The organism is Kitasatospora aureofaciens (assembly GCF_001188955.3).
Lineage (GTDB): Bacteria > Actinomycetota > Actinomycetes > Streptomycetales > Streptomycetaceae > Kitasatospora > Kitasatospora aureofaciens.
The window spans coordinates 118,896-131,328 of sequence record NZ_JPRF03000054.1; the positions used below are offsets into that span (position 1 = coordinate 118,896).

10 protein-coding genes are annotated in these 12,433 nt (G+C 71.8%); 9 read left to right on the top strand and 1 reads right to left on the bottom strand.

Features of this window, described 5'->3' with window-relative positions; genetic code table 11:
• Positions 1-149: 149 nt before the first annotated feature.
• Together HS99_RS30575 and HS99_RS30580 are read left to right on the top strand one after the other, a co-directional pair.
• Positions 150-884, top strand: coding sequence for a carbon-nitrogen hydrolase family protein (locus HS99_RS30575; protein ID WP_030551716.1), 735 nt, complete (start codon positions 150-152; stop codon positions 882-884).
• Between the two features lie 142 nt (positions 885-1,026).
• A complete protein-coding gene (locus HS99_RS30580) occupies positions 1,027-2,433 on the top strand; it encodes a class II fumarate hydratase (RefSeq protein WP_030280262.1) in 1,407 nt (468 codons plus the stop codon).
• 114 nt (positions 2,434-2,547) lie between these two features.
• Here HS99_RS30580 and HS99_RS30585 read toward each other — a convergent pair whose 3' ends face one another.
• On the bottom strand, positions 2,548-3,045 hold the full coding sequence (locus HS99_RS30585) for an SPW repeat protein (protein WP_223885924.1): 498 nt from the start codon (positions 3,043-3,045) through the stop codon (positions 2,548-2,550).
• Between the two features lie 186 nt (positions 3,046-3,231).
• On the opposite strand from HS99_RS30585, the gene HS99_RS30590 reads away from it, so the two are divergent.
• The 7 genes from HS99_RS30590 to fahA all read left to right on the top strand — a co-directional run bounded on the left by HS99_RS30590 (position 3,232) and on the right by fahA (position 12,259).
• Positions 3,232-3,834, top strand: a complete 603-nt coding sequence (locus HS99_RS30590) for a PadR family transcriptional regulator (protein WP_046386652.1) — start codon at positions 3,232-3,234, stop codon at positions 3,832-3,834.
• Between the two features lie 180 nt (positions 3,835-4,014).
• The gene (locus tag HS99_RS30595) at positions 4,015-5,715 is read left to right on the top strand and encodes an acyl-CoA dehydrogenase family protein (protein WP_030280256.1); all 1,701 of its coding nucleotides are present in this window, start codon (positions 4,015-4,017) and stop codon (positions 5,713-5,715) included.
• A 236-nt stretch (positions 5,716-5,951) separates the two neighbouring features.
• Positions 5,952-7,337: a phosphoribosyltransferase gene (locus HS99_RS30600; RefSeq protein WP_046386651.1), complete on the top strand. Its 1,386-nt coding sequence runs from the start codon at positions 5,952-5,954 to the stop codon at positions 7,335-7,337.
• Between the two features lie 286 nt (positions 7,338-7,623).
• Positions 7,624-8,838: a 4-hydroxyphenylpyruvate dioxygenase gene (gene hppD, locus HS99_RS30605; RefSeq protein ID WP_030280251.1), complete on the top strand. Its 1,215-nt coding sequence runs from the start codon at positions 7,624-7,626 to the stop codon at positions 8,836-8,838.
• Between the two features lie 102 nt (positions 8,839-8,940).
• The gene (locus HS99_RS30610; protein ID WP_030280248.1) at positions 8,941-10,143 is read left to right on the top strand and encodes a homogentisate 1,2-dioxygenase; all 1,203 of its coding nucleotides are present in this window, start codon (positions 8,941-8,943) and stop codon (positions 10,141-10,143) included.
• Positions 10,140-11,042 carry a hypothetical protein gene (locus HS99_RS30615; RefSeq protein ID WP_232543100.1) on the top strand — a complete coding sequence of 301 codons (903 nt, stop codon included), beginning with the start codon at positions 10,140-10,142 and terminating at the stop codon, positions 11,040-11,042. The genes HS99_RS30610 and HS99_RS30615 overlap by 4 nt, the downstream gene beginning before the upstream one ends.
• Positions 11,039-12,259 carry a fumarylacetoacetase gene (fahA, locus tag HS99_RS30620; protein ID WP_030280244.1) on the top strand — a complete coding sequence of 407 codons (1,221 nt, stop codon included), beginning with the start codon at positions 11,039-11,041 and terminating at the stop codon, positions 12,257-12,259. Before HS99_RS30615 ends, fahA begins: the two co-directional genes overlap by 4 nt.
• Positions 12,260-12,433 lie beyond the last annotated feature (174 nt).

The window sequence follows — 12,433 nt, forward strand, 5'->3', positions numbered from 1 at the left end:
GGCATCGTCGCTGGTCATGCCGCCGTGGTGGCGCCTGGTGGGGCGGTCGGCCAGTGCACCCGGGACCGGGTCACCGACGCTTGCCCGGCTCCTCGGCGGCCACATAGGTTGATCTTGACCACCGCCCCCCACCGACCGGAGGCCCCGCCATGCCCTCGTCCACGCCGCTGACCGTCACGGTCGCCCAGCCCCTCTGCGCCGACCGCGGCCGACCGGACACCCTGGCCGTGAACGTGGAGCGGCACGCCGAGGCCGTCCGGGCGGCGGGGACCCGCCTGGTGGTGTTCCCCGAACTGTCGCTGACCGGCTACGACCTGGCCGCCCCCGCCGTCGACCCGGCCGACCCGCGGCTCGCGCCGCTGGTCGAGGCCTGCGCCGCCACCGGCGCCCTGGCGCTGGTCGGCGCACCGGTCGCGGAGGCCGACGGCAGCGAGTCCATCGCCACCGTCGCGGTCACCGGCGAGGGCGCCGCCGTCGTCTACCGGAAGATGCGCCTGCACGGTGAAGGCGAGCCCGACCGCTTCACCGCGGGCGAGAAGCCCGTCGTGCTGGAGCTGGACGGCCTGCGGCTCGGCCTCGCGGTCTGCGCCGACGTCGCCGACCCGACGCACGCCGAGGAGACCGCCCCGCTCGGCATCGACGCCTACGTCGCCTCCACCCTGTACGGCCCGGGCACCACGCAGGCCGAGCGCCGGGACGGCCACTGCCGGGACCGAGCCACCGCGCACGGGGTCTGGGTCGTGCTGTCCACCTCCGCCGGGCCCACCGGCGTGTTCCCGGACAGCTCGGGCGGCTCGGGGATCTGGGCGCCCGACGGGTCGACGGTCGCCCAGGCCGGTACCGAGCCGGGCGAGCTGGTCCGCGCCGAGCTGCCCCGGCCGTAACCGCGCCGCACCGGGGGTCCGCGCGTCCTCCGGATCGGGGATCGCCGGCCTCGGTGGAAATACCCGGGGCCCGTGCGCGGCTGTCGTGATCGGAAGACCCGTGACCGGGCCGAGCGGGCCCGTACAGGAGGTGCAGCGCACGATGGGTGACGAGCGGGAGAAGCCGCAGGAGTACCGGATCGAGCACGACTCGATGGGTGAGGTACGGGTGCCGGCCGCCGCGAAGTGGCAGGCGCAGACGCAGCGGGCGGTGGAGAACTTCCCGGTGTCCGGTCAGCGGCTGGAGCGCGCGCACATCGCCGCGCTGGCGCGGATCAAGGCTGCCGCGGCGCGGGTGAACGCCCGCCTCGGGGTCCTGGACGAGGAGACGGCCGGGGCGATCGCGGCGGCGGCCGAGGAGGTGGCGGAGGGCCGTTGGGACGACCAGTTCCCGGTGGACGTGTTCCAGACCGGCTCGGGCACCTCGTCCAACATGAACGCCAACGAGGTGATCGCGACCCTGGCCGGCGAGCGGCTGGGGCGGCCGGTCCATCCGAACGACCAGGTGAACGCGAGCCAGTCGTCCAACGACGTGTTCCCGTCCTCGATCCACATCGCCGCCACCGGCGCCGTCACCGACGACCTGATCCCGGCGCTGGAGCACCTGGCGGAGGCGCTGGAGCGCAAGTCCGTCGAGTTCGCGCAGGTGGTCAAGTCGGGCCGCACCCACCTGATGGACGCCACGCCCGTCACCCTCGGTCAGGAGTTCGGCGGCTACGCGGCGCAGGTGCGGCACGGGCGGGAACGGCTGCTGGCCACGCTCCCGCGGGTCGCCGAACTGCCGCTCGGCGGAACGGCGGTGGGCACCGGCATCAACACCCCGCCCGGCTTCCCGGCGGCGGTCATCGAGGAGGTGGCCCGCACCACCGGACTGCCGCTGACCGAGGCCCGCGACCACTTCGAGGCGCAGGGCGCGCGGGACGCGCTGGTCGAGCTGAGCGGCCAACTGCGTACGGTGGCAGTCGGGTTCACGAAGATCGCGAACGACCTGCGGTGGATGGGCTCCGGCCCGCGCACCGGCCTGGGCGAGATCAACCTGCCGGACCTGCAGCCGGGTTCGTCCATCATGCCGGGCAAGGTGAACCCGGTGCTGCCCGAGGTGGTGCTGATGGTCGCCGCCCAGGTGGTGGGCAACGACGCGACGGTGACCCTGGCCGGCGCGAGCGGCAACTTCGAGCTGAACGTGATGCTCCCGGTGATCGCCCGCAACGTGCTGGAGTCGGTGCGGCTGCTGGCCAACAGTGCCCGGCTGCTGGCGGACCGTACGGTGGACGGGATCACCGCGAACGTCGAGCGGGCCCGCGAGTACGCGGAGTCCTCGCCGTCGGTGGTGACGCCGCTGAACCGGTACATCGGGTACGAGGAGGCGGCGAAGGTCGCCAAGCAGGCGCTGGCCGAGCGGAAGACGATCCGTCAGGTGGTCCTGGAGCGCGGGTACGTCGAGCGGGGCGAGCTCACCGAGGAGCAGTTGGACCGGGCACTGGACGTGCTGCGGATGACGCATCCGTAACCCGGTACCTATCGGGCCCGGTACCTATCGGGACTTCCCTGGACGTGTCGACGCGTGCCGGGGCGCGGCGGGCACACGTGCCCTCCGCGCCCCGGACGCGGGCTACCGGAAAGATCAGCCCTTGACGTGGCCTGCGCGGCCGGTTCGGTCAGCCCGGCCGGCCCGGCCGAGCCGCATCGCTGCCCCGTTCGCCGTGATCGTGGCCATCGAGATCGCCGCGAGGCCGAGCAGGAACATCACCGCACCGACGATGACGCAGGTGACGATGTTCTTGCCGTGCGCGACGGAACCGGACACGACCCAGGGAGAGATGATCGTCCAGACACCGAGCGCGGCGGCGGCCCAAGCCCGCGCGTGGGTGCGCTCGTAGGCCGGCCCGTAGCCGGCCATCAGTGCCGTGTATGCCAGACCGACGATCAGGCAGGTCACGGTCAGGGTGCTGAACGCGGTGAAGCCGACGATCCAAGGCGATGCCGCCAGGAAGAGTCCGGCCAGTACGGCCAGGGCTTCGATGCCCTGGGCGCGGGGGGTCGAGGTGACCCGCTCGTAGTGTTCCCGGAGTTCGACGATGTCCGGGTGGTGCTCCATGCCTGTCGGCAGATGGGTTGCCACCGATACCACCTCCTGTGGTTCCGGACCATGGAATGGGGCGCGTCCCGTACCTATTCTGCCCTTCCCAAAGGTTTTACACCCGATTGTCCGTATTGGCCGATAACCATCCGATCACGCCGGTGACCTGCGTCTCAACACTCCGGGAGAACGTTGCCTATGCAACTCGTTGCATAGGAGGATGCGGGCATGGCACTGGAGCACGCGATCCTCGTCTCGCTGCTGGAGCAGCCCGGCTCCGGGTACGAATTGGCCCGGCGCTTCGACCGCTCCATCGGACGCTTCTGGACTGCCACCCACCAGCAGATCTACCGGGTGCTGCGGCGGATGGAGGCGGACGGCTGGGTCGCCGCAGAGGAGGTCGCCCAGGACGGCCGCCCGGACAAGAAGGTGTACTCGGCGGCCGGGCCCGGGCGGGCCGCGCTGGCCGAATGGCTGCGCGAACCGGTCGAGCCGGAGACCGTGCGGCACGAACTCGCGGTCAAGATCCGGGCCGCCGCCTTCGACGACCCGGCCGCGCTGACGGTGCTGATCGCCGAGGTCGAACGGCACCGCGAGAGTCATTCCGCCCTGCTCGCCCGCTACCTGCACGGCGAGCAGCGGGACTTCCCCGACCTCGGCGCGCTGGACGTCCAGCAGGAGCTGCAGCACGTGGTGCTGCGCGGCGGCATCGAGTTCGAGCGGATGAACCTCGCCTGGCTGGACGACGTGCTCACCACTCTGCGCCGACTCGCGGACGGGCGGGGGCGGGGGACGGGAGACCGCGAACAGACGTCAGGTGACAGAGTCTGAAATCTGTTGGCTGAACGCTGAATTCTGTCATCTGTTCGCTGAACTCCGTCATCCGAAGCCCCGCTCGCCCGAAACCCGTCGGCCGACCCGCTTCGCCGTGCCCTGGCAGCCCTGACGCCTCCGACGCCCGGCGCCCGGCGCCTCAACACCCTCGACACCCTCGACCCCAGGGAGCCCCTGATGCTCTTCAACCCGCGCACCTACGACCCCGCGCAGTTCGACGAGCCGACCCGCCGACTGCTGCGCGCGACCGTCGACTGGTTCGAGTCCCGCGGCAAGAAGGCGCTCATCGACACCTACATCGACCGCGCCTGGTACGCCGACTTCCTCGAATTCGCCGCCCGGGAAGGACTCTTCGCGGAGTTCCTGACGCCCTCCGCGGCCGACCCGGACAAGCGCTGGGACACCGCGCGGATCGCCGAGCTGAACGAGATCCTCGGCTTCTACGGCCTCGGCTACTGGTACACCTGGCAGGTCACCATCCTGGGCCTCGGCCCGGTCTGGCAGAGCGAGAACGAGGCCGTCCGCGCCCGCGCCGCCAAGCTGCTCGCCGAGGGCCACGTGATGGCCTTCGGCCTGTCCGAGCGCACCCACGGCGCCGACATCTACTCCACCGACATGATCCTCACCCCGGACGGCGAGGGCGGCTTCACCGCGACCGGCTCCAAGTACTACATCGGCAACGGCAACGTGGCCGGCCTGGTCTCGGTCTTCGGCCGCCGCTCGGACGTCGAGGGCCCCGAGGGCTACGTCTTCTTCGCCGCCGACAGCCGCCACGAGGCGTACCACCTGGTCAAGAACGTGGTGAACGCCCAGATGTACGTCAGCGAGTTCCGCCTGGAGGACTACCCGGTCCGGGCCGAGGACGTGCTGCACACCGGCCAGGCCGCCTTCGACGCCGCACTGAACACCGTCAACGTCGGCAAGTTCAACCTCTGCACCGCCTCGGTCGGCATCTGCGAGCACGCGATGTACGAGGCCGTCACGCACGCCCACAACCGGGTGCTGTACGGCCGCAAGGTCACCGACTTCCCGCACGTGCGGCGCGAGTTGACCGACGCGTACGCCCGCCTGGTCGCGATGAAGCTGTTCAGCGCGCGGGCCGTGGACTACTTCCGCACCGCCTCCCCCGAGGACCGCCGCTACCTGCTCTTCAACCCGATGACCAAGATGAAGGTCACCACCGAGGGCGAGAAGGTCATCGACCTGATGTGGGACGTCATCGCGGCCAAGGGCTTCGAGGCGGACACCTACTTCGACAAGGCCGCCAAGGACATCCGCGGCCTGCCGAAGCTGGAGGGCACCGTCCACGTCAACCTGGCGCTGATCCTCAAGTTCATGGGCAACTACCTGTTCGCACCTGCCGACTACGCGCCGGTGCCGACCAGGCTGGACGCCGCCGATGACGCCTTCCTGTTCCGCCAGGGCCCGGCCCGCGGCCTCGGCGCGATCCGCTTCCACGACTGGCGCGCCCCGTACGACCGGCACGCGCAGCTGGCGAACGTCGCCCGCTTCCGCGAACAGGCGGACGGCTTCTGCGAGTTGCTGCTCAAGCACGCGCCGAGCAAGGAGCAGCAGGCGGACCTGGACTTCCTGCTGGAGATCGGCCAGCTGTTCGCGCTGATCGTCTACGGCCAGCTGGTGCTGGAGCAGGCGGAGCTGACCGGCCTGGACGCGGACGTCCTGGACCAGATCTTCGACGCGCTGGTCCGCGACTTCTCCGCCCACGCGACCGAGCTGCACGGCAAGGCCTCCACCACCGAGGAGCAGGCGGCCTGGGCGCTGGCGAACGTGCGCCGCCCGGTGGCCGACGCCGAGCGCGCCGCGAAGGTGTGGGCCCGGGTCGAGGCGCTCTCGGGCTCGTACGAGATGCAGCCGTAGGTCCGGTAGATCCGGCAAGACCCCGGGAGTGCCGGTCGGCGGACCGGCACTCCCGGACCACGTCTCCGTGTCCGCGGCCGTCCCGGCCCTTGACGAGAAGGCCCGGGACCACGTCCGGGAGGCGTCCCGACGTGCGTCCGGGCCGTGGCCCGGCAGGCGCCCAGGCACGCCGGCCCGCCGGGCCCGCCGGGACCGACCCGCCCGACCGGCGTACGGTGGAACTCGGAGGCCGTGTCATGCACGTCACCGGAACCCATTTCACCGACCGCACCGAGGCGGGCCACCGGCTGGCCGCCCGCCTCGCCCATCTCGCCGGCCCCGACACCGTGGTGGTCGCCCTGCCCCGCGGCGGGGTGCCGGTGGCCGCCGAGGTGGCGACCGCGCTCGACGCGCCGCTGGACATCTGCGTGATCCGCAAGCTCGGTGTGCCGTACCAGCCCGAGCTGGCCATGGGGGCGATCGGCGAGGACGGCGTCCGGGTGCTGAACGAGCAGGTCCTGCGGCTCGCCGGGGTCAGCGACGAGCAGTTGGCGCGGGTGGAGGGGCGCGAGCGCACCGAGCTGGCGCGCCGGGCCCGCCGCTACCGCGGCGACCGTCCGGCCTCCGACCTGCGCGGGCGCACGGTGGTCGTGGTCGACGACGGCATCGCCACCGGCTCCACCGCCAAGGCGGCCTGCCGGATCGTCCGGGCACGCGGCGCGGCCCGGGTGGTGCTCGCCGTACCGGTGGCTCCCCTGGACTGGACGGACCGGCTCAGCGAGGTCGCCGACGAGCTGGTCTGCGTCGACACGCCGTCGCCGTTCTTCGCGATCGGCGAGTTCTACGCCGACTTCTCGCAGACCGGCGACGAGGAGGTGCTGCGGCTGCTGGCCGAGGCCCGGGGCCGGGTCGGGCACGGGAACGGACGGCAGGAGGAGCCACCGGACGGCGTCGACCGCGAGCTGCTGCTGTCCGTCGCCGGGGTCCGTCTGGCGGGCCGGCTGACGGTGCCGGCCGGGGCACGCGGGATCGTGGTGTTCGCGCACGGCAGCGGCAGCGGTCGGCACAGCCCGCGCAACCGGCACGTCGCCCGGTACCTGAACCGGGCCGGGCTCGGCACGCTGCTGTTCGACCTGCTCACCGAGGCCGAGGAGCCGGACCGGCGCAAGGTGTTCGACGTCGGCCTGCTCGGCTCCCGGCTGACCGCCGTCGCGCGGGAGCTGGAGCGCACCGACGGCGCGCGCGGGCTGCCGCTCGGCCTGTTCGGTGCCAGCACCGGCGCGGCCGCCGCGCTGTACACCGCCGCCGAGCTGGGCCCGGCGGTGCGCGCCGTGGTCTCCCGGGGCGGACGCCCGGACCTCGCCGGGCCGGACGTCCTCGGCCGGGTCGACGCCCCGACGCTGCTCGTGGTCGGCGCCCTGGACACCACCGTGCTCGACCTCAACCGGCAGGCGCGGGCCCGGCTGCGGGGCGCGAACGAGCTGGCGGTGGTGCCGCACGCGAGCCACCTGTTCGAGGAGCCGGGCACCCTCGACCAGGCCGCTGAGCTGGCCGGGGACTGGTTCCTGCGCCACCTCCCGGTCACCGACGGCTCGCCCACCACCGGCCCGGCCACCGACCGTCGGGACGCCGACGGCCGGTAGCGGCGCTTGCGCCGGTTGCGCCGGTTGCGCAGATTTCGTGCGACGACCGCCCGGAGGCAGCACATTCTGTGCAGCCAAGACCCGGAATTCCTGATCAGCTTGTACACATTGAGCAGTGAAAAAACGACCTGTTGCCCAACCCTCACGACAGGAGCAAGCTCTGCGCAACCGCACCGCCCACCCGTTCGCCGTGCGGCAGCGATCCACGCGATCCGACCGGAAGCCCCAAAGCCCCCGGCAACCCCCGGAAGCCTCAACGCCGAGGCCCTGAGTGGAGGAACGAGCGATGACCACGCAGTCCCACGCCCTTGAGCTGACCCCCGAGGAGCGCGAGGCCGGCCTCGACGCCGACCAGCTGCGCCGCCTGGTCGGTCTCGTCGAGCACGACCAGGCCTCCGACCCGTTCCCGGTCACCGCCCAGGACGCGGTCGTGTTCGTGGTCGGCAACGCCACCCAGACGGCCCAGTTCTACCAGGTCGTGTTCGGCATGGAGCTGGTCGCCTACTCCGGCCCGGAGACCGGCCGCCGCGACCGCAAGTCCTACGTGCTGCGCTCCGGCTCCTGCCGCTTCGTGATCAAGGGCGGCGTCCAGCCGGACAGCCCGCTGCTGGACCACCACCGCCGCCACGGCGACGGCGTGGTCGACCTCGCCCTGGAGGTCCCGGACGTCGACAAGTGCATCGAGCACGCCCGCGCCAGCGGCGCCACCGTCCTGGAGGAGCCGAACGACGTCTCGGACGAGAACGGCACCGTGCGCCGCGCGGCCATCGCCACCTACGGCGAGACCCGCCACACCCTGATCGACCGCTCGCGCTACAACGGCCCGTACCTGCCGGGCTACGTCGCCGCGAAGAGCGGCGTCACCCACCCGGAGGGCTCCCCCAAGCGCCTGTTCCAGGCCCTGGACCACGCCGTGGGCAACGTCGAGCTGGGCCGGATGGACGAGTGGGTCCAGTTCTACAACCGGGTCATGGGCTTCGTGAACATGGCCGAGTTCGTCGGCGACGACATCGCCACCGAGTACTCCGCCCTGATGTCCAAGGTCGTCGCCAGCGGCAACCACCGGGTGAAGTTCCCGCTCAACGAGCCGGCCATCGCCAAGAAGAAGTCCCAGATCGACGAGTACCTGGAGTTCTACACCGGCCCCGGCTGCCAGCACATGGCGCTCGCCACCAATGACATCCTCACCACCGTGGACGTGCTGCGCGCCCGTGGCGTGGAGTTCCTCAACACCCCGGACGCCTACTACGACGACCCGGAGCTGCGCGAGCGCATCGGCAAGGTGCGGGTGCCGATCGAGGAGCTGAAGAAGCGCGGCATCCTGGTCGACCGCGACGAGGACGGTTACCTGCTGCAGATCTTCACCAAGCCGATCGGCGACCGTCCGACCGTCTTCTACGAGTTCATCGAGCGGCACGGGTCGCTGGGCTTCGGCAAGGGCAACTTCAAGGCGCTGTTCGAGTCCATCGAGCGTGAGCAGGACCGTCGCGGCAACCTGTAGCGTCGGAACACCCTGACGGGCGGTCGGCCCACAGTCGGGTCGGCTCACGGACGGTCGGCTCACGGACGGTCGGCTCACGGACGGTCGAGGAGGAGCACGGAGATGGCGTACTACCGGCAGCTGGGCAGCATCCCGCCCAAGCGGCACACCCAGCACCGCACACCCGAAGGCGGGCTGTACTACGAGGAGTTGATGGGCGAAGAGGGCTTCTCCTCCGACTCGTCGCTGCTCTACCACCGGGGCATCCCCTCGGCGGTGGTCAACGCGGCGCCCTGGGAGCTGCCCGACCAGTCCACGGTGCCCAACCATCCCCTGCTCCCCCGCCACCTCAAGCTGCACGAGTTGTTCGCGGACCAGGAGTGGAAGTCCGCGGACGTCGTGGGCAGCCGCCGTCTGGTCCTCGGCAACGGCGACGTGCGGATCTCGTACGTCGCCGCCGGGGCCCCCAGTGAGCTGTACCGCAACGGGCTCGGCGACGAGTGCGTGTACGTGGAGTCCGGCTCGGGCACGGTCGAGACGGTCTTCGGCTCGATCGAGGTCGGTCAGGGCGACTACGTGATCATTCCGCGCGCCACCACCCACCGCTGGGTGCCCGCCGGGGACGAGCCGCTGCGCGCCTACTGCATCGAGGCGAACAGCCACATCACCCCGGTCAAGCGCTACCTGTCCAAGTACGGGCAGCTGCTGGAGCACGCGCCGTACTGCGAGCGCGACCTCCGCGGACCGGTGGGGCCGCTCGTGGTCGACTCCCCCGGGGACGTCGACGTACTGGTCAAGCACCGCGGCCCGAACGGCGTTTCGGGCACCCGCTACACCGTGCCGCACCACCCCTTCGACGTGGTCGGCTGGGACGGCTGCCTCTACCCGTACGCCTTCAACATCCGGGACTTCGAGCCGATCACCGGCCGGATCCACCAGCCGCCGCCGGCCCACCAGGTGTTCGAGGGCAACGGCTTCGTGATCTGCAACTTCGTTCCGCGCAAGGTGGATTACCACCCGCTGTCCATCCCGGTGCCGTACTACCACGCCAACGTGGACAGCGACGAGGTCATGTTCTACTGCGGCGGCGACTACGCGGCCCGCAAGGGCTCGGGCATCGGCCAAGGCTCGATCTCGCTGCACCCGGGCGGGCACACCCACGGGCCGCAGCCGGGCGCGTACGAGCGCAGCATCGGCGTGGACTTCTTCGACGAGCTGGCGGTCATGGTGGACACCTTCCGGCCGCTGGAGCTCGGCGAGGGCGGACGGGCCAGCGAGGACTCCAACTACGCCTGGACGTGGGCGGGTCGGGGGCCCGGGCGATGAGCTCCGGCACTCCCGCAGTCCCCTCCGCGGAGACCTCTGCGGGCACCTCCGCGAGTCACTTCGCCGTCCCGGAGCTGTTCCGCGGGCTCTTCGACGACGCGGCGGTGTTCCCACCCGGGAACCTGCCGGTCGTCGAGGCGGTGCCCGCGCACCGCGCCCACCGCACAGCCTGGTACGCGGACGCGGTCGGCCCCCTCCTCTGCGGGGCGGGCCGGTTGGGCGAGCTGGCCGCGGCGGTGGAGGGCACCGGGCCGCTCAGGGTCGGGCTCGTGCTGCCGGGGGGCAGCGCCGAGCTCGGGCCGGCGCTCACCGCCACCGCGCCCTTCGAGCTCGCCGGGGTCGAGCTGGCCACCCGGGACACTGCCGAGGCGGTCGCCGAGCTGGACCGGCTGCTGCCCCCGGACGTGCCCGCCGCCGTCGAGCTGCCGCGCGAGCTCCTGCGCGGGGACGGGCTGGACGAGACGCTGGACGTCCTCGTCGACAGCGCCTACCGGGCGAAGTTCCGCACCGGCGGGGTCGTCGCGGAGGCGTTCCCGGACGAGGACGAGTTGGCCGCCTTCCTCACCGGCTGCGCCCGGCGCGGCCTGCCGTACAAGTGCACGGCCGGGCTGCACAACGCCGCCCGGCACACCGACCCTGAGACCGGGTTCGAGCACCACGGCTTCCTCAACGTGCTGCTGGCCGCACAGGAGACGGACCGCGCCGCGGCCGCCGAGGTGCTCGCCGAGCGCGACGGCGAGGTGCTGGCCAAGGCCGTCCGCGCGCTGAGCGGGCACCAGGTCACGGTGATCCGCAACTCGTTCACCGCGTTCGGCACCTGCAGCATCACCGAACCCCTGGACGACCTGGCCGCGCTCGGCCTGCTGTCGCCCAGTCCACTTGTCCAGGAGGACCGTTGAGCACCCCCCGCAGCTGGCTCACCAGCGCCCAGGACTCGCCGTTCGGCGTGCACAACCTGCCGTACGGCGTCTTCACCGCGGCCGACCGGCCCGGGCAGCGCCGGATCGGGGTGCGCGTCGGGGACTTCGTACTGGACGCCGGGGCGGCCGCCCGCGCGGCCGGCGCGGCGTCGGCGCTGCTGGCCGCGGACTCGCTCAACCCGCTGATGGCGGCAGGGCGTTCGGTCTGGACGCAGGTACGGAACGACCTCACCACCTGGCTGACGGACGAGTCCTTCCGCGAGGCTATCTCGCCCGCGCTGGTGCCGGTGGGCGAGGTCGAGCTGCACCTGCCGTTCGAGGTCGCGGACTACGTCGACTTCTACGCCTCCGAGCACCACGCCACCAACCTGGGCCGGATCTTCCGCCCGGGCTCGGAGCCGCTCACCCCCAACTGGAAGCACCTGCCGATCGGTTACCACGGCCGGGCGGGCACGGTGGTGGTGTCCGGCACCCCGGTGGTACGGCCGCACGGACAGCGCAAGGCGCCCGCCGACGCCGTGCCGAGCTTCGGGCCGTCGCGTCGGCTGGACATCGAGGCCGAGGTCGGCTTCGTCGTCGGCGTGCCGTCCGAGCTGGGCCGACCGGTCACACTGGACGACTTCCGCGAGCACGTGTTCGGCGTCTGCCTGGTCAACGACTGGTCGGCGCGCGACATCCAGGCCTGGGAGTACGTGCCGCTCGGGCCCTTCCTGGGCAAGTCCTTCGCGACCTCGGTCTCGCCGTGGATCGTGCCGCTGGACGCCCTGCAGCACGCCCGGGTCTCTCCGCCGGAGCGCGACGTCGAGCCGCTCGCGTACCTGGACGACCGCGGCGGCGAGCCGTGGGGCCTGGACCTGGCGATGGAGGTCCGGCTGAACGGGCACCTCGTCTCGCGCCCGCCGTTCGCCGGCATGTACTGGACGGCGCAGCAGCAGCTGACCCACATGACCGTCAACGGCGCCTCGCTGCGCACCGGCGACCTCTTCGCCTCGGGCACGGTCAGCGGGCCCGAGCCGGACACCCGCGGTGCGCTGATCGAGCTGACCTGGAACGGCGAGGAGCCGCTCAAGCTTCCGGACGGGACGACCCGGACCTTCCTGGAGGACGGCGACGAGGTCGTCATCACGGCAACGGCCCCGGGGCCGGACGGCGTGGTGGTCGGGTTCGGCGAGGTCTCGGGCCAGGTGCGGGGCTGAGGGAGCGCCTCATGGCTCGTGGCTCGTGACCGACGGCTGACGGCTGACGGCTGACGGCTGACGGCTGAGCCGACAAGTGACAACTGACAGATAGCAGCTGACAGATTTCATCATCTGAAATCTGTCAGCTGTTGTCTGCTTTCCCACTCCCGCCGCCTACAGCCCCGCGCCGCC